We start from the raw sequence: 17,280 nt of genomic DNA on the forward strand, positions 1-17,280 counted from the left end.
GACGGAGGTCACCGCCGTGCTGCCGCGGCTTCCGTGAAGCGGCGGGCGACGGACGGCTCCGCCGCCCAGTGGGTGTGCAGGTAGCTGGCGTGTACGCCCTGCCGCACGAAGCCCTCGACCCGGCGTTCCGGGTGCGTGAACCCCCAGGCCGGGGCCGCCCCGGCGCCCGGCTCGATCACCGTCCGGTGGAACTCGTGCCCGCGCAGCCGGGTTCCGGCCCGCGCGAGCGCGCTGTCGGACAGGGCCACCGCCTCGCGGTAGCCGAGGGTCAGGCGCTCCGACATCCGCGCGTCGGCGTCGAGCACCCCGCACATGGGCTTCCCGTCCAGCGATCGGCCCAGGTAGAGCAGCCCGGCGCACTCGGCGGCGACCGGGCCGCCGGCCGCGGCGAAGGCGGCGACGGCCGCCCGCAGCGGTTCGTTGGCGGACAGTTCGGGCGCGTACATCTCCGGGAAGCCGCCGCCTATCACCAGGCCGGCGGTGCCGGGCGGGAGTGCCTCGTCCCGCAGGGGGTCGAAGGTGACGACCTCCGCTCCGGCGGCGGTGAGCAGCTCCGCGTGTTCGGCGTAGGAGAACGTGAACGCCGCTCCGCCCGCGACGGCGACCACCGGCCGCCTGCCGGGGGCTCCGCCGAGGCCTGCCGGTGCGGCGCCGTCGCCGAGGGCGTCGCCCTCGGACCCCTGCGCCTCGGACGCCGGCGAGGCCGACGTACGGCCCCCGCCGCGCGTCAGCGCGGCGGTCGGCGACCACGCCGCGCACTCCAGCGGCGGAGCCGTACGCGCCAGGGCCATCAGGGCGTCCAGGTCGCAGCCCGCCCGGACCTGCGCGGCCAGCGCCGACACCGAGGCCAGCGCGTCGGTGTGCCGTTCGGCCACCGGGACCAGGCCCAGGTGACGCGAGGGCGTGGCCACCTGCGGAGCCCGCCGCAGGACGCCGAGCACCGGCATCCCCGCCTCCTCCAGGGCCTCCCGCAGCATCACCTCGTGCCGGTCGGAGCCGACCTTGTTCAGGATCACCCCGCCGAGACGCACCTGCGGGTCGAAGGACGCGAAGCCGTGCACCAGCGCCGCCACGGACCGCGACTGCGAGGAGGCGTCGACCACCAGCACCACCGGCGCCCGCAGCAACTTCGCGACCTGCGCCGTCGACGCCAGTTCACCCCGGCCCGCGGCCCCGTCGTAGAGCCCCATGACGCCCTCGACCACGGCCAGATCGCACCCGGTCGCCCCGTGCGCGAACAGTGGGGCGACCAGCTCCGGGCCGCACATGAAGGCATCGAGGTTGCGTCCCGGCCGGCCGGTGGCCAGCGCGTGGTAGCCGGGGTCGATGTAGTCGGGCCCGGCCTTGTGCGGGGACACGGCGAGGCCGCGCTCCGAGAAGGCCGCCATCAGGCCCGTGGCCACGGTGGTCTTGCCGCTGCCCGACGAGGGAGCGGCGATGACCAGCCGGGGTACGTTGAACGAAGTCACCACTCGATGCCCTTCTGGCCCTTCTGCCCCGTGTCCATCGGGTGCTTGACCTTGGTCATCTCGGTGACGAGGTCCGCGAACTCCACCAGCTTCTCCGGCGCGTTGCGGCCCGTGATCACCACGTGCTGCGTGCCGGGACGGCTGCGCAGCACCTCGATGACCTCGTCGACGTCGATCCAGCCCCAGTGCATCGGGTAGGCGAACTCGTCCAGCACGTACAGCTTGTGCGTCTCGGCGGCCAGATCGCGCTTGACCTGCTCCCAGCCTTCCTTGGCCGCCTGCTCGTTGTCGAGCTGCGCGTCCCGCTGGACCCAGGACCAGCCCTCGCCCATCTTGTGCCAGACGACGGAGCCGCCCTCGCCGGAGGCGCCGAGCACCTTGAGCGCGTTCTCCTCGCCGACCTTCCACTTCGCCGACTTGACGAACTGGAACACCCCGATCGGCCAGCCCTGGTTCCAGGCGCGCAGCGCCAGTCCGAAGGCCGCCGTGGACTTGCCCTTGCCGGGACCGGTGTGGACGAAGACCAGCGGACGGTTGCGGCGCTGGCGCGTCGTGAGCCCGTCGTCCGGAACGACGGACGGCTGTCCCTGAGGCATTAAGCGGCCCTCCTGTTGCTGTTGCTGCTGCTGTGGGGTGATGCAGTGGATGCCACTGCCGTACGTACGTTCTTCACGAGCCCGGCCAACGAGTCGGCCCGCAGCCCGTCCAGCGTGACGGCGGGACCGCCGAGGTCCTGGGCCAGTACGCCGGCCAGCCCGAGCCGGACCGGCCCGGACTCGCAGTCCACGACCACGGAGGCGACGCCCCCGGCCTGCAGCAGCCGCGCGCTGTGCCCCGCGAGCTCCCGCGGGCTGCTGTCCGTACGGCCCCCGACGTTCCCGGCCGAGGTGGCCCGCCCGTCGGTGACCACCACGAGCAGCGGCCGGCGCGAGGGATCCCGCAGCCGTTCGATCCGCAGCACCTCGTGGGCCTTCAACAGCCCGGCCGCCAGCGGGGTGCGGCCGCCCGTCGGCAACTGCTCCAGCCGGGTCGCCGCCGCGTCCACCGAGGAGGTCGGCGGCAGGGCCAGCTCGGCCGTGGCACCCCGGAAGGTGATCAGGCCGACCTTGTCCCGGCGCTGGTACGCGTCCAGGAGCAGCGACAGCACGGCGCCCTTGACCGCGCTCATGCGCTGCCGGGCGGCCATGGAGCCGGAGGCGTCGACGACGAAGAGGACGAGGTTGCCCTCGCGGCCCTCCCGCGTGGCCTGGCGCAGATCGTCCTTACGGATCACCAGGCCGCGCCCGTCGCGGCCGCGCGCCTTCTGGTGCGGGGCGGCGGCCTGGACGGTGGCGGCCAGGTGCAGCTTCGTCAGATGGCCGCGGGGGCGCTGGGAGCCGGTGGTGCGGCCGTGGGCCGTGCGGGCGCGGGACCGGCGCCCGGACGCGCCCTCGCCGAGGCCGGGCACGCTGAGCATCTTGGTCCGGAACGGCTCGGCGGCACGCACCGCGGCCTGCTCGGGCCCGGCCGCCTCCTGGGCGGAGGGCTGCGGAGCCTCGGGAGCCTCCGCGGGGGCCTCGCCGGTCTCGGGGGTCTCGGGAGACTCGGCCGGGGTACCCGGGTCCTGGGACCCGTCACCCTGCGGGGGCGTGCCACCGGGACCGCCGTCGGGACCACCGCCGGGGCCGTCGTCCTCGGGGCCGCTGTCGCCGGGGCCCTCGGGCTCCGGCTCGGGCTCGGGCTCCGGGTCCTCGTCGGGGAACTCGTCCAGGATCCGGTCGAGCATGTCCTCGTCGAGCCCGGGCGCGTCGAAGGGGTTGCGGCGCCGCCGGTGGGGGAGCGCCAGCAGGGCGGCCTGCCGGACGTCTTCCTTCCGTACGTCGGTCCGCCCGGCCCAGGCGGCCAGCGCGGTCGCGGTCCGCGCCATCACGATGTCGGCCCGCATCCCGTCGACCTCGAACCCGGCGCAGGTCGCCGCGATCTGCAGGAGCGCGGTGTCGCCGAGCGAGACCTTCGGCAGCAGCGCCCGCGCGGCCACCACCCGGGCCCGGACCTCGTGCTCGTCCCCGGCCCAGCGGGTCGCGAAGCCCGCGGGATCGTCCTCGTAGGCGAGCCGGCGGCGGACCACCTCGACGCGCTGGGCGGGCTCGCGGGAGGCGGCCACCTCGACGGTGAGCCCGAACCGGTCGAGGAGCTGCGGCCGCAGCTCGCCCTCCTCGGGGTTCATCGTGCCGACGAGCAGGAAGCGGGCCGCGTGCCGGACGGAGACGCCCTCGCGCTCCACGTACGAGGCGCCCATCGCCGCGGCGTCCAGCAGCACGTCCACCAAGTGGTCATGGAGCAGGTTCACTTCGTCGACGTAGAGGATCCCGCGATGCGCGTCGGCCAGCAGGCCGGGCTCGAAGGCCTTCACCCCCTCGGCGAGAGCGCGTTCGATGTCCAGAGCACCGACCAGCCGGTCCTCGGAGGCGCCGACGGGCAGCTCCACCATGCGCGCGGGCCGCAGGGCGCCGGGGCCGGACTCGTGCGGGCCGTCCGGGCACGACGGGTCGGGTGCGGCCGGTGCGCAGGAGAACCGGCAGCCGGGAACGACGTCGACCTGCGGCAGCAGCGCCGACAGCGCGCGCACGGCGGTGGACTTGGCGGTCCCCTTCTCACCGCGCACGAGCACCCCGCCGACCGCTGGGCTCACGGCGTTGAGCAGAAGAGCCAACCGCAGGTCGTCCTGCCCGACGACGGCCGAGAACGGGAAGTGGGTGCTGCTCACGAGATGGTCACTCCTTCGAGTGGCTTGCGATGGACATCGGTGCCGCTGTACCTGCGCTTCGCCGTGCCGGCGTTCCTGCTCCCCGCTCCGGCGGGGATGTCCCCCTCCTGCGCGAGCACCTGATCGAGCTCTTGTCGTGGTTCCCGTTCCCGCGGGGACGAGACCTTCCGGGGACGCGTCGCTCGCCGGGTCCGGGCGGAGCCCGGTCCCGGGAAGGGGCGGGGTGGGGGACAGGCCCGCAGGGCCCGGCCCGTCACGGGGCGCCCGGCGGCAGGAACGGGAGGCCCGCGGGGGCTCCGCCCTCGATCAACCGCAGCAGCGCGTCCGTGTCGGCGTGTTCTTCGATCAGGTCGCCGAGCAGGTCCAGCTGCTCCTCCCGCAGCACGGAGAACGACGTGTCCGGCGCCGGGACGAAGCGCCGCCCCGCGGCGGCGGCCACCTCGCGCAGGAACGCCCGGCGGAAGCCGTCCGACTCCAGCGATCCGTGCCAGTGGGTGCCCCACACCGACCCGACGCGACAGCCGTCCAGGAAGGCCTCGCCACCGAGCACCTCGGCCACGCCGTGGTGGATCTCGTAGCCCGCGACGTCCTCGCCCAGCGCCGAACCCACCGGCCTGGCCAGGGTCTTCTCCCGCTCGAAGCGCACCCGCACGGGGAGCAGCCCGAGGCCGTCCACCTCGCCCGCCCGCGATTCGACCTCGTCCGAGATCCGCTCGCCCAGCGCCTGGAACCCGCCGCAGATGCCCAGCACCGGCCGCCCCTCGGCGGCCCGGCGCAGCAGCGCGTCCGCGAGCCCGCGTTCGCGCAGCCACTCCAGGGCCTTCACCGTGCCCCGGGTGCCCGGTACGACGACCAGGTCCGCGTCGGCCAGTTCCTCGGCCCGGTCCACGAACCGCACCACGACCCCCGGCTCCGCCGCGAGCGCGTCCACGTCCGTGAAGTTCGACATCAGCGGCACCGCGCACACCGCGACCCGCAGGACGTCCTCACCCACCGGTGGCGCGACCACGGACTCGCGCACCGCCCCGCGCAGGGAGACCCGCAGGCCGTCCTCCTCATCGATGCCCAGGCCGTGCTGGAACGGCAGCACCCCGAAGGTGGCACGGCCCGTCAGGCCGCGCAGCATCTCCATGCCAGGCTCCAGCAGCGACACGTCACCGCGGAACTTGTTGACCAAATAGCCCGCGATCAGGGACTGGTCCTCGGGGGAGAGCAGCGCGGTCGTCCCGAAGAACGACGCGAAGACCCCGCCGCGGTCGATGTCCCCGACCACGACCACCGGGAACCGCGCGGCGCGCGCGATGCCCATGTTCACGATGTCGGTCCGGCGCAGGTTGATCTCGGCCGGACTCCCCGCCCCCTCGCAGATCACGGCGTCATACGTGCCCCGGAGCTGCTCCAGGCACTCCGTGACGATGCCGAGGAGCTGCTCCTGGCGCCCGCCGTGCAGCGCCTTCCCGGGGGACGACCCCCCAGCTCCCCCGAAGAACCCGCGCGCGCTCATCTCGCCCACGGGCTTCCCCAGCAGGACGACCTGGCTGCTGCGGTCGCTGCCGGGCTTGAGCAGCACCGGGTTCATCAGCGCGGTCGGCTCCACGCGGGCCGCCTGGGCCTGCATCGCCTGGGCGCGCCCGATCTCGGCGCCCTCCCGGGTGACGAAGGAGTTCAGCGACATGTTCTGTGCCTTGAAGGGCGCCACCTTCACGCCCTGGCGGGCCAGCCAGCGGCAGATGCCCGCGGTCACCACGCTCTTGCCCGCGTCCGACGTGGTGCCCGCGACCAGCAGACCCCCGCCGCGCCTCGTGCCGCTCATGCGCGTCCCCCTCGTACCGCTCGTACCCCGCGTACCGCTCCTGCTCGTGCCACCAGCATCCGGGTGGCCACGCAGGCGCCCAGGGCCAGCCAGGTCACCTGGCGCGACAGCCGTACCGCCCGCTCGATGTCCGCGACCTCCACCGGTCGCCCCGCCTCGCCGTTCAGTACGGCCCGGTGCTCGACCCGGCCGCCGTACGCCAGGGTTCCGCCCAGTCTGACGCCCAGCGCCCCGGCGAAGGAGGCCTCCACGGGGCCGGCGTTCGGGCTCGGGTGTGCGGCGGCGTCCGCGCGCCAGGCCCGTACGGCGCCCCGCCGGTCGGGGCCGGCCAGTACGGCGGCGACCGCCGTCAGCCGGGCCCCCGGCCAGCCGGCCAGGTCGTCGAGCCGGGCGGAGGCCCAGCCGTAGCGCAGGTAGCGGGGGGACCTGTGGCCGACCATCGCGTCCAGGGTGTTCACGGCGCGGAAGGCCAGCAGTCCGGGGACTCCGGCTACGGCGCCCCATACGAGGGCCCCCACCACCGCGTCGGAGGTGTTCTCGGCGACGGACTCCACGACGGCGCGGGCCATCTGCTGTCCGTCCAGGGCCTGGGGGTCGCGTCCGCACAGGTGGGGCAGCCGTTCCCGGGCCACCTCGATGTCCCCGGCGGCGAGCGCGCCCGCGATGGCGCGGGCCTCCCGGCCCAGGGAGGTGCCGCCCACGACGGCCCAGGTGGCGGCGGCGGTCAGGGCGATACGGGCGGCCGCGGGCCGGGAGCGCACGGCGCGGGCGCCCAGCGCTCCGACGGCGGCCGCGCCCCCGGCGCACACCAGGGTGTGCAGGAGGCCCCGGGCGCGGTCGTCGCTCCACAGGGAGCGTTCGACGGCGGCGGCGGCCCGTCCGAAGGCGGCCACGGGGTGCCCTCGGCGCGGATCTCCGAGGATCCGGTCGCCGATCAGGCCCGCCGTGGCGCCGTACGCGAAGACGCGATCGGCACGCATGGTGGCAGGTATGTCCTCACTCAGGGTCCGCGCCCTGGTTCGACGTGTCCGGCGGCGAGAGTTCCTGGCTCCCGGGACGCACGCGCGGCGTGCGATTCCGGTGACAGTGGCGGGACCGCGCCGGATTCGCACCGGACTTCCTCTCCATGCCGCCGTATTGGCTCCGGCAGTCCACCACGCGCCTCGAACGCCCGTCAACTCGCCGTTGACCTGCGGTGCGGCGGGGACGGAGGGCGAAGGAGGGAACGCGAAAGCTCCCCCCGGGACAAACCCGGAGGGAGCCTTCACACCCGACCCGCCCTACGGCGGCGGATCAGGAGACGATCAGGTAGATCCCGTACGTCACGGCCGCCGCGACGAGCCCGAAGCAGAGGTACGCGCCGGTGCGGGCGAGGGTGGCGGTGCCGCCCTGCTCGGTGGCCGTCTCGTGCTTGGACAGGCCCACCAGGCCCAGGGTGAACAGGGCCACGAGGGCGACGGTGGCGGAGAGGCTGACCCCGAAGACGGAGCCGAGTGCTTCCCAGTCGATCTTCATACTGCCGTTTCCTCTGTATGTCTCGGTCAGACCGCGGCGGCCGGAGCCGGTGCGGTCGTCGGGGCGGTCGTCTCGGCCGGGATGGTGGCCTTGAGGTCCTCGTCCGTGACCGCGGCGGTGGTACCGGCGGCGGCGACGGTCGGCGGGACGGTGACGGCCGCGATGGCCGTGGTGACGACACCCGGCGCCTCGACGTCCGCCCGCTCGACGTCGTTGACGTTGTGGTGGTCGACGACCTGGCGGCGGGAGATGACCCAGATGGCGAGGCAGGAGGCGACCAGGAAGACGGCGACGGCGGCGACGCCGATGTCACCGGAACGCATGACCAGCTCGGCACCGGCCGAGACCAGCGCGGCGGCCGGCAGGGTCAGGCCCCAGGCGATGAACATGCGGGTCGCGGTGGACCAGCGGACCACACCGCCCTTGCGGCCCAGGCCCGAACCCATGACGGCGCCGGAGCACGCGTGGGTGGTGGAGAGCGAGAAGCCGAGGTTCGAGGAGGCGAGGATGACGGACGCGGCCGAGGTCTGGGCGGCGAAGCCCTGCTGCGGCTGCAGGTCGGTCAGGCCGGTGCCCATGGTGCGGATGATGCGCCAGCCACCCAGGTAGGTGCCCATCGCGATGGCCAGACCGGCGGAGACGATGACCCAGACCGGCGGGTTCGCGTCGGGCGCGATCGCGCCGCCGGCGATGAGGGCCAGGGTGATGATGCCCATCGTCTTCTGCGCGTCGTTGGTGCCGTGCGCGAGGGAGACGAGACCGGCCGAGGCGATCTGACCGGCGCGGTAGCCCTTGGCGGAGGTCTTCTCGCCGACCTTGTCACCCAGCTTGTAGGTGACCTTGGCGGCCAGGTACGCGGCGATGCCGGCCACCAGCGGGGCGGCGATCGCGGGGATGAGGACCTTGGTGACGACGACGCTGCCGTTGACCGCGCCGATGCCGGCGGAGGCGACCGCGGCGCCGATCAGGCCACCCATCAGGGCGTGCGAGGAGCTGGAGGGGAGACCCACCAGCCAGGTGACGAGGTTCCAGAGGATCGCCCCGACCAGGGCGGCGAAGATCACCTCTGGCTGGATGCCTTCCTCGTTGACGAGGCCCTTGGAGATCGTCTTGGCGACCTCCACGGACATGAACGCGCCGACGAGGTTGAGCACGGCGGACATGGCCACCGCCGTCTTGGGCTTGAGGGCGCCGGTCGAGATGGTGGTAGCCATCGCGTTGGCTGTGTCGTGGAAACCGTTCGTGAAGTCGAACACGAGAGCGGTGATGATCACGATCCCGAGGAGAAGCGTTATGTGCTCCATTTACCCAGGCTTCTGTTTGACGTCAGTGGCTCGGCGACCGTAGGCAACCTGAGTGAACGGAAGATGAACTGGCGCGGGCGGAGCGGTGTACTGGCGCGGGGTGTGATCGGGTCATTCGTCCTGATACTTGCGTAGATAGCGCCATTAATGCACGTCAAAGCCGGGTGAATGAACCCCTCCGGAGGGTGTCCGGTGCGCGTCCGACTCCCCCTCCGGGGCGCCGAAAGAGACTCAGATCACACGCCCCCGGCCCGGCCCGCGCCGGCGGTGGACGGATCTGCTCCGGTGGCCCGCCGGAGGCCCCGACCCGACACTGGAGCAGTGCGTACCGCCACAGCGACGGCAGCGGCCGTCACCACCACCCTGCTGGGCGCCGGCGCGGCCGCCGTCGCCATCGGCCGGCACGCCGCCGACGCGGCCCTGCGGCCCGAACCCGGACGTCCCCTGCCCGGCGGACCACGGCTCGCCGTCCACGACGTGGCCGACGGCCGGATCACGCTGACCCGCTCGCTCGCCTCCCTGCGCCCCGGCACGTACGGCCTGGTCGCACCCGGCGTGCACGCCGTCGTCGGACCCGTGGACCCGGACGCCGACCCCGGCCCGGACGCGGTCGTACGACGACTCGTCTCCGTCACCCACGGCACCCTCGCACCCGGTACCCGGGTCTCCCTCACCCCCCAGGTGTACGTCGGCAACCCGCGCACCGCCCTCGGGCTCGACCACGCCGACGTGGACATCCCCGGAGAGCTCGGCGCCCTGCCCGCGTGGTTCCTGCCCGCCGCCCGGGACACCTGGGTGATCACCGTGCACGGGCTCGGCGGCAGCCGGGAGCACCCGATGGTGGTCATGCCCTTCCTGCACCGCCACCAGCTGCCCGTCCTGGACCTCGGCTACCGGGGCGACCTGGGCGCCCCCGCCTCCCCGGACGGCCTCGGCCACCTCGGCGAATCGGAATGGCGCGACCTGGACGCCGCCATCCGCTACGCCCTGCGCTACGGAGCCCGCCGCGTGATCCTCCACGGCTGGTCCACCGGCGCCACCATGGCCCTGCGCGCCTTCGAGCGTTCGCCGCTGGCCCACCGCGTCTCCGGGCTGGTCCTCGACTCCCCGGTGCTCGACTGGCACGCCACCCTGCGCGGGCTCGCCGCGGCCCGCGGGGTCCCCGGTGTGGTGCTGCCCCTGGCGGTCCGGGCCGCCGAGGGCCTCACGGGCCTGCGGGCCGACCGCCGGCCGGCGGGCGCCGACCCCGGCGTGCTGCGCGTGCCCGTACTGATCGTCCACGGCCCGGACGACGCGCTCGCCCCCTGGGGGCCCTCCCGCCGGCTCGCCGCAGCCCGCCCCGACCTCGTCACGCTGCACACCGTGGCCGGAGCCGGACACGGCGCGATGTGGAACGCCGACCCGGCCGGTTACGAGGAGGCCCTGCGCCGCTTCCTCACCCCCCTCATGTGAAGACCGTGTCGAGGCCCGCGTCGAAGGCCTCGTGAACGACCCTGTCGAAGAGCCGTCATGTGAAGGCCCTGTGACGGAGAGGGCCGCACGGGCGGCTTGTCCCGGTCTGCGCTGCGGGTGAGCGGCGACAACGGCCGGTTCCGTTTGGGCTTTCGGCCAGTGACGGGCGAGACTGCTTCCGTGACGTCCCGAAAGCCTGATGAGCAGTTGGCTCGCGACTCCAGACTCCGACTCGTCTCGCCGCGCTCCGTCGCCGCGGCCCGCAAGGCGGTGACCGACCGACGTACCCGGCCCGCGCCCCGGCCCCCGGCGGGTACGCCCGCCACGGCCGACCTCGCGAACCGGGCCCGGGCCTCGCTCGCCGACGCCGTACGCCTGACCCGCTGGGCCGAGCGCAACCTCGGCGCCGGAGACGGCGGCCGGCCCGCCCCCACGGGCGCCCTGCCCGCGGCCGACGTCGAACGCGCCGCCGCGGAACTGGGCCTGACGCACGGCCAGATCCAGGTCGGCTGGGACCGCGCCCGCCTCGCCGGACTGGTCGAGGTGCACGGCGGCCACGCCCGCCCCGGCTGGCGACTGCGCGCCTGGGACCGCGACGACACCGCCGTCCTGCGCGGCTGGGTCGCCCTCTTCGACGCCTGGTCGCTGGTCCATCCCGCGCCCGCCGACATCGCCCCCTCGGCCGTCGCCGAGGTCGTCGAGGCCATGCCCCAACTCCTCTCCCTGCTCCAGCTGTCCGCCGGCCCGGTGACCGTCCCGGACCTGCTCGACCTGCTCGGGCAGCGCGTCACCGAACTGCGCGACGAGCGGTGCGAGATCCCCTACGAGTCCGAGCCCACCGTGGCGCTGACGTCCGCCGCCGGTTCCGCGGAGGCCCGCCCCGTCCCGCTCGCCCGGCTGCTGCGCTGGGCGCTCGGCGGACTCGCCGCCGTGGACGCCGTCACCCTCGGCCCCGCCCGGGCCACGCTCACCCCGCTCGGCAGCTGGGCCGTCTGGGTCAAGCTGGAGCAGATCTGCGTCGCGGCGCAGAGCCCCGCCGGGAACATCGAGCAGTCCGCCGCCGCCATGCTGCACGGCTGCGCGCGGCTCACCCCCGGCCCGGCCCGCGCCGAGTACCAGGCCTGGCTCGCCGCCCGGCCCGTCGGCCACGCGGTGACCGAGCTGCTGCAGGCCGCCCGCGGCGAGGACGCCCTGCTGCGCGGCCTCGCCTTCGAGGCGCTGCGCGTGGTCGGAGCCCCCGCCGAGCCCGAGGTGCGCGCCGCCGTCCGCGAGCCCGCCCTGCGCCCCTACGCCCTGCTCTGGCTCGCCGTGCACGACGGGGTCGACCCCGACGACGCCCAGGACGTCCTGACCGCCGAGGAGTCGACCTGGCTCTGGGTGGACACCGCGGCCGCGATCGCCGACCACGGTGAGGCCGAGCTGCTGGCCCGCCACCTCGACTCCGCCGTCCGCACCACCGTCCCCCGGCTGCTGGACGAGGTCCGCGCGGTCGGCCATCCGCGCACGGTGCAGGTGCTCGTCGCGCTCGCCGCGGCCCACCCCGACCCGACCCTGGCCAAGGCCGTCCGCCGGGCCGCCTTCCAGGTCCACACCGGCGGCGAGTGAGCCCGTAGGGGAACGCGGGCGGGGACGGGCGCGCCGCCGGGGTCAGACCTGCGGCGCGTACGTCCCGAAGCTCCAGACGTTGCCCTCGGCGTCACGGGCCATGTAGTCACGGGAACCGTAGTCCTGGTCGGTGGGTTCCATCACGATCTCCGCGCCGTGCTCGACCGCCCGGCGGTGGTGGGCGTCCACGTCCTCGACCACGACATAGACCCCCGAGGGGCCGGCGCCCTCCATGGCCTTGTCGAAGGCCCCACCCCTGCCCGAGCTGCCCAGCATGACCATGCCGTTGCCGTACGCCAGCTCGGCGTGCGTCACCGAGCCGTCCTCACCCTCGTAGACCGCGACCTGGCTGAAGCCGAAGGCCTCGGTCAGCAGCTTGATGGCCGCCTTCGCGTCGCGGTAGACCAAGGTGGGACAGATGGACGGAACGCCTGCCATGACGATCACTCCCTCTCGTGACGGTGACCCGCGTCACACCAGCATGGCAGGCGTCACCGACAGTCAGCGGAAGGTGTTGCACTGGGCCATGTCGCCCGTCCGGTAGCCCTGGTAGAACCACTGCTGCCGCTGCTCGGCCGAACCGTGCGTCCAGGACTCCGGGGACACCCGGCCCTGGAACTTCTCCTGGATCCGGTCGTCGCCGACCGCGGCCGCCGCGTTCAGTCCGTCCCGGATGTCCGCCTCGGTCAGGGACGTGATGAGCGGCCGCCCGGTGGAGGCGTCCGCGACGTTCGTCGCGTTGTGCGCCCACACCCCGGCGTAGCAGTCGGCCTGCAGCTCGACCTTGACCGCGTTGCTGTTCGGGCCCTGCCGGCCGTCCTGGGCCCGCTGGAGGGTTCCGGTCAGGTTCTGGATGTGGTGCCCGTACTCGTGGGCGACGACGTAGGCCTGGGCGAAGGGGCCACCGGTCGCGCCGAACTTCGTCCGCAGGTCGTCGAAGAAGCCCAGGTCCAGATAGACCTGCCGGTCCGCCGGACAGTAGAAGGGGCCCACCGCCGCGCTCGCGGTCCCGCACGCGGTGTTCACCCGGTTCTCGAAGAACACGGTCGACGCCGGGCTGTACTGGCCGCCGCGCTTGGCGAACTCCTGCTTCCAGAAGGCCTGGGTGCTCCGGACCACCGCCACCAGCCGGCAGTCCTCGCGCGTGTTCGCGTCCCGCCCCGACCTGCAGGCCTGCTGCACCTGGTTGAGCGACGAGGAGACGGGCGTCGGTTCCGGCTCCCCGGTGGACAGCCCCAGCTGCTCCGGCCCCACCCCGAACAGCAGCCCGATGACCAGCGCGATCAGACCGACGATGCCGCCGCCGACGGTGGCCTTCCCGCCCGGGATGCGGCCGCCGCCACCCCGCATGTCCTTGACCTCGGAGCCGTCGAGACTGGCGTCGTCGTCGAACTGCATCCCGCACCGCCCTCCATCCGTGAAACAGGCGCGGTCGCGTCTCCGCCCATGCGGCGAGTATCAACCCAATCATCCCGATATGCGTTTCGGCCGCTCCGGGGGGACGCCGGCCCGAACGGGGGATACGGGGGAGCGGATCCCGCAGGCCGGACGGCCCCGCCCGCGCCCGGAAACCAGTTGCAGACCCCCGGTAGAATGTCTCTCATGGCAAATCTCCTCGCGGATTAGCGGCGTCGAAGCTTCGCGTCCTGCCCCCCTTCCGCCGTCCCGACCCGCCCTGGAGTATTTCCGTGATCACCGCCACCGGCATCGAGCTGCGCGCCGGCGCCCGCGTCCTTATCGAGTCCGCTTCCTTCCGTGTCGCCAAGGGCGACCGCATCGGCCTGGTCGGCCGCAACGGAGCGGGCAAGACCACCCTCACCAAGTGCCTCGCCGGCGAGGGCCAGCCCGCCGCCGGCTCCATCGCCCGCTCGGGCGAGGTCGGCTACCTCCCGCAGGACCCGCGTACCGGCGACCTCGACGTGCTGGCCCGCGACCGCATCCTGTCCGCGCGCGGCCTCGACGTGCTGATCAAGAAGATGCGCGCCAACGAGGAGCGCATCGCCACCGGCACCGGCGGCACCCGCGACAAGGCGATGAAGCAGTACGAGCGCCAGGAGACGGAGTTCCTGACCAAGGGCGGGTACGCCGCCGAGGCGGAGGCCGCGACCATCTCGGCCGCCCTCGGCCTGCCCGACCGCGTGCTCGGCCAGCCCCTGCACACCCTCTCCGGTGGTCAGCGCCGCCGCGTCGAGCTGGCCCGGATCCTCTTCTCGGACGCCGACACCCTGCTCCTCGACGAGCCCACCAACCACCTCGACGCCGACTCCATCGTCTGGCTGCGCGACTACCTGAAGACCTACCGCGGTGGCTTCATCGTCATCTCCCACGACGTCGACCTGGTCGAGACCGTCGTCAACAAGGTCTTCTACCTGGACGCCAACCGCTCCCAGATCGACGTCTACAACATGGGCTGGAAGCTCTACCAGCAGCAGCGCGAGGCGGACGAGAAGCGCCGCAAGCGCGAGCGCCAGAACGCCGAGAAGAAGGCCGCGGCCCTGAACTCGCAGGCCGACAAGATGCGCGCCAAGGCCACCAAGACCGTGGCCGCGCAGAACATGGCCAAGCGCGCCGACCGGCTCCTCGCCGGCCTGGAGGCCGTCCGCGTCAACGACAAGGTCGCCAAGCTCCGCTTCCCGGACCCGGCGCCCTGCGGCAAGACCCCGCTGACCGCCGAGGGCCTCTCGAAGTCGTACGGCTCGCTGGAGATCTTCACCGACGTCGACCTGGCCATCGACAAGGGCTCACGCGTCGTCATCCTCGGCCTCAACGGCGCCGGCAAGACCACCCTGCTGCGTCTGCTCTCGGGCACCGAGAAGCCGGACACCGGCACGGTCGTCCCCGGCCACGGCCTCAAGCTCGGCTACTACGCCCAGGAGCACGAGACCCTGGACCCGGAGCGCACGGTCCTGGAGAACATGCGCTCCTCCGCCCCGGACCTGGACCTGGTCGCCGTCCGCAAGACCCTCGGCTCCTTCCTCTTCTCCGGGGACGACGTGGACAAGCCCGCCGGGGTGCTCTCCGGTGGCGAGAAGACCCGGCTGGCCCTGGCCACCCTGGTCGTCTCCTCGGCGAACGTGCTGCTGCTCGACGAGCCCACGAACAACCTCGACCCGGCCAGCCGCGAGGAGATCCTGGGCGCGCTGCGCACGTACAAGGGGGCGGTCATCCTCGTCACGCACGACGAGGGCGCGGTCGAGGCGCTGGAGCCGGAGCGGATCATCCTGCTCCCGGACGGCGTCGAGGACCTCTGGGGACCGGACTACCGGGACCTCGTCGCCCTCGCCTGATCGGGTTCCGGTTCCCGTTCCGCTTCTGATCCAGTTCCTTATGGATCATTCGGCTCACGGGTGATCCATCATCTGAGTGAGACGGTCTCGTACCGTTGCGCGTCGTCCGACGGCCCCGGCCGCACCCTCGAAGGTGCGCGACCGGGGCTGTTCGTTTTCCGCTTCCGCGCCCCTGACCTGGTGATTCCCGGCGAGCGCAGCGGAGTGTGACGGAAGTCATGCAGCGGAAGCGAAGATTCCGTTCTGCTCGGGTGTCCACGGGTCGAGAAATGCCGTCGTACCGACCTTGCTGAATGGGTGGCCAGGAAGCGTGGGAGGGGTGATCATGAGAAGTCCAGAGCGCACTTCCCATGAGGAGGCACGGGTGGCCGAGACTCTGAAGAAGGGCAGCCGGGTAACCGGCGCCGCGCGCGACAAGCTCGCGGCAGACCTGAAGAAGAAGTACGACTCCGGTGCGAGTATCCGGGCGCTGGCCGAAGAGACCGGCCGGTCCTACGGATTCGTCCATCGGATGCTCAGTGAGTCCGGGGTGTCGCTGCGTGGTCGCGGAGGCGCGACGCGAGGCAAGAAGGCCGCCACGGCCTGATCCCGGTCCCATCGGTTCCAACGCTCCAACAGCTTCAAGGTTCATCAAGATCCGTTGGTGCCTTCGGTGACCCCCGGTCGGCCTCCCGGTCGGCTGGGTGGTTACTGTGCAGTCACTTAGGCCGAGCTTGCGGCCGACTGCACACCGGAGGCATGAGAGATGGCTCTGCTCGACAAGGACGGCGTACGACTCACCGTCGACGACACGGTCGCCACGGTGACACTGACCAATCCGGCCAAGCGAAATGCCCAATCCCCCGCGCTCTGGCGGGCTTTGGCCGAGGCCGGGAGGTTGTTGCCGGGCACCGTCCGGATCGTCGTGCTGCGCGGTGAGGGCAAGTCCTTCTCCGCAGGGCTCGACCGGCAGGCGTTCACCCCCGAAGGTTTCGAGGGCGAGCCGTCCTTCCTCGATCTGGCACGCGGTTCGGACGAACTGCTCGACTCCACGATCGCCGAGTACCAGGAGGCATTCACCTGGTGGAGGCGTAACGACATCATCTCCGTCGCCGCCGTGCAGGGGCACGCGATCGGCGCCGGCTTCCAGCTCGCGCTCGCGTGCGACCTGCGCGTCGTCGCCGACGACGTGCAATTCGCCATGCGCGAGACCAGCCTGGGCCTGGTTCCCGACCTGGCCGGTACCCAGCCCCTGACCTCCCTGGTCGGCTACGCCCGCGCGCTCGAGATCTGCGCGACGGGCCGCTTCGTGCACGCCGAGGAGGCGGAGCGGGTCGGCCTCGCCAACCTCATCGTCCCCGCGGACGAGCTCGACGCCGCCGTCCAGGACCTCACCACGGCCCTGCTGGCACCGCCGCGGGACGCCGTGATCGAGACGAAGACGCTGCTGCGCTCCGCCCAGGCCCGCCCCTACGACGACCAGCGCGCCGCCGAGCGAGCGGCCCAGGCCCGCCGCCTGCGGGACCTGGCCGGTCTCTCCGACTGAGGGCCGCCGCGACACCGGAGCCCCGGGCGAAGTCGGCCAGCCGACCGGCGTAGTCCCGGGGCGCCCGCGCGTCCGGGCGCCTAACGTGGTGCGGAGTGAGTCCGTCACCCACGTGAAGGGATACGCGATGACCGAATCCGCAGCAGGGGGCCTCGGCAAGGAGCCCGGCGACCGGGGACGTACGAGCATCGCCGACGGAGTGGTCGAGAAGATCGCCGGGCTGGCCGCCCGTGAGGTCGTCGGCGTGCACGCCATGGGCAGCGGCAGCGGCCTCTCCCGCACCTTCGGTGCCGTCCGCGACCGTGTGCCCGGCGGCCAGAAGGCCGGGGTCAGCCGCGGGGTCAAGGCAGAGGTCGGCGAGACCCAGACGGCCCTCGACCTGGAGATCGTCGTGGACTACGGCGTCTCGATCCGCGACGTCGCGCGAGCGGTCCGGGAGAACGTCATCTCGGCGGTCGAACGGATGACGGGCCTGGAGGTCGTCGAGGTCAACATCGCGGTGAGCGACGTCAAGCTGCCCGATGAGCCCGACGAGGAGCCGGAATCCCGTCTCCAGTAGCCGAG

At 73.0% G+C, this 17,280-nt stretch carries 14 protein-coding genes, 1 pseudogene and 1 riboswitch; of the genes and pseudogenes, 6 read left to right on the top strand and 9 right to left on the bottom strand.

Going from position 1 to position 17,280, the window contains the following annotated elements; translation table 11 throughout:
• Positions 1-8: 8 nt before the first annotated feature.
• The 7 genes and pseudogenes from ACWG52_RS28335 to ACWG52_RS28365 form a co-directional block, all read right to left on the bottom strand.
• Positions 9-1,472, bottom strand: a complete 1,464-nt coding sequence (locus tag ACWG52_RS28335) for a cobyrinate a,c-diamide synthase (RefSeq protein WP_453126307.1) — start codon at positions 1,470-1,472, stop codon at positions 9-11.
• A complete protein-coding gene (gene cobO, locus ACWG52_RS28340; RefSeq protein ID WP_375933616.1) occupies positions 1,466-2,065 on the bottom strand; it encodes a cob(I)yrinic acid a,c-diamide adenosyltransferase in 600 nt (199 codons plus the stop codon). The genes ACWG52_RS28335 and cobO overlap by 7 nt, the downstream gene beginning before the upstream one ends.
• Entirely contained in the window at positions 2,065-4,215 is a 2,151-nt protein-coding gene (locus ACWG52_RS28345; RefSeq protein ID WP_389809135.1) for a putative cobaltochelatase, read from the bottom strand. Before ACWG52_RS28345 ends, cobO begins: the two co-directional genes overlap by 1 nt.
• Before the next feature lie 144 nt (positions 4,216-4,359).
• Positions 4,360-6,028 (bottom strand): annotated as a pseudogene (locus ACWG52_RS28350) (cobyric acid synthase); the annotation flags it as partial.
• Positions 6,025-7,008 (bottom strand): cobalamin biosynthesis protein, encoded by a 984-nt coding sequence (locus tag ACWG52_RS28355; RefSeq protein WP_389808958.1) that lies wholly within the window; start codon positions 7,006-7,008, stop codon positions 6,025-6,027. The pseudogene ACWG52_RS28350 and the gene ACWG52_RS28355, both read right to left, overlap by 4 nt.
• A 39-nt stretch (positions 7,009-7,047) precedes the next feature.
• Positions 7,048-7,199, bottom strand: a riboswitch (cobalamin riboswitch).
• 122 nt (positions 7,200-7,321) lie between these two features.
• The gene (locus ACWG52_RS28360; protein ID WP_375933604.1) at positions 7,322-7,543 is read right to left on the bottom strand and encodes a hypothetical protein; all 222 of its coding nucleotides are present in this window, start codon (positions 7,541-7,543) and stop codon (positions 7,322-7,324) included.
• Positions 7,544-7,569: 26 nt separating this feature from the next.
• On the bottom strand, positions 7,570-8,847 hold the full coding sequence (locus ACWG52_RS28365; protein ID WP_390167948.1) for an inorganic phosphate transporter: 1,278 nt from the start codon (positions 8,845-8,847) through the stop codon (positions 7,570-7,572).
• 321 nt (positions 8,848-9,168) lie between these two features.
• On the opposite strand from ACWG52_RS28365, the gene ACWG52_RS28370 reads away from it, so the two are divergent.
• Both ACWG52_RS28370 and ACWG52_RS28375 read left to right on the top strand, forming a co-directional pair.
• A complete protein-coding gene (locus ACWG52_RS28370) occupies positions 9,169-10,299 on the top strand; it encodes an alpha/beta hydrolase (protein ID WP_390139578.1) in 1,131 nt (376 codons plus the stop codon).
• Between the two features lie 180 nt (positions 10,300-10,479).
• Positions 10,480-11,904 carry a hypothetical protein gene (locus tag ACWG52_RS28375; protein WP_371587557.1) on the top strand — a complete coding sequence of 475 codons (1,425 nt, stop codon included), beginning with the start codon at positions 10,480-10,482 and terminating at the stop codon, positions 11,902-11,904.
• Positions 11,905-11,946: 42 nt separating this feature from the next.
• On the opposite strand, the gene ACWG52_RS28380 is transcribed toward ACWG52_RS28375, so the two are convergent.
• Together ACWG52_RS28380 and ypfJ are read right to left on the bottom strand one after the other, a co-directional pair.
• Positions 11,947-12,342, bottom strand: coding sequence for a VOC family protein (locus ACWG52_RS28380; protein ID WP_389808967.1), 396 nt, complete (start codon positions 12,340-12,342; stop codon positions 11,947-11,949).
• Positions 12,343-12,405: 63 nt separating this feature from the next.
• Positions 12,406-13,302 (bottom strand): KPN_02809 family neutral zinc metallopeptidase, encoded by an 897-nt coding sequence (gene ypfJ, locus ACWG52_RS28385; RefSeq protein WP_390167945.1) that lies wholly within the window; start codon positions 13,300-13,302, stop codon positions 12,406-12,408.
• 290 nt (positions 13,303-13,592) lie between these two features.
• Here ypfJ and ACWG52_RS28390 point away from each other — a divergent pair, with 290 nt between their 5' ends.
• From ACWG52_RS28390 to ACWG52_RS28405, 4 genes are all read left to right on the top strand, one after another.
• Complete coding sequence (locus ACWG52_RS28390; protein ID WP_030010788.1) at positions 13,593-15,191, top strand: ABC-F family ATP-binding cassette domain-containing protein; 1,599 nt, start codon at positions 13,593-13,595, stop codon at positions 15,189-15,191.
• Between the two features lie 364 nt (positions 15,192-15,555).
• Positions 15,556-15,777: a helix-turn-helix domain-containing protein gene (locus tag ACWG52_RS28395; protein ID WP_030010789.1), complete on the top strand. Its 222-nt coding sequence runs from the start codon at positions 15,556-15,558 to the stop codon at positions 15,775-15,777.
• Positions 15,778-15,936: 159 nt separating this feature from the next.
• Complete coding sequence (locus tag ACWG52_RS28400) at positions 15,937-16,716, top strand: enoyl-CoA hydratase/isomerase family protein (protein ID WP_453126311.1); 780 nt, start codon at positions 15,937-15,939, stop codon at positions 16,714-16,716.
• Between the two features lie 127 nt (positions 16,717-16,843).
• Positions 16,844-17,275 (top strand): Asp23/Gls24 family envelope stress response protein, encoded by a 432-nt coding sequence (locus tag ACWG52_RS28405; RefSeq protein WP_389808976.1) that lies wholly within the window; start codon positions 16,844-16,846, stop codon positions 17,273-17,275.
• The last annotated feature ends 5 nt before the right edge of the window (positions 17,276-17,280 follow it).

The sequence above is a fragment of the Streptomyces sp. CLCI03 genome, from assembly GCF_053615355.1.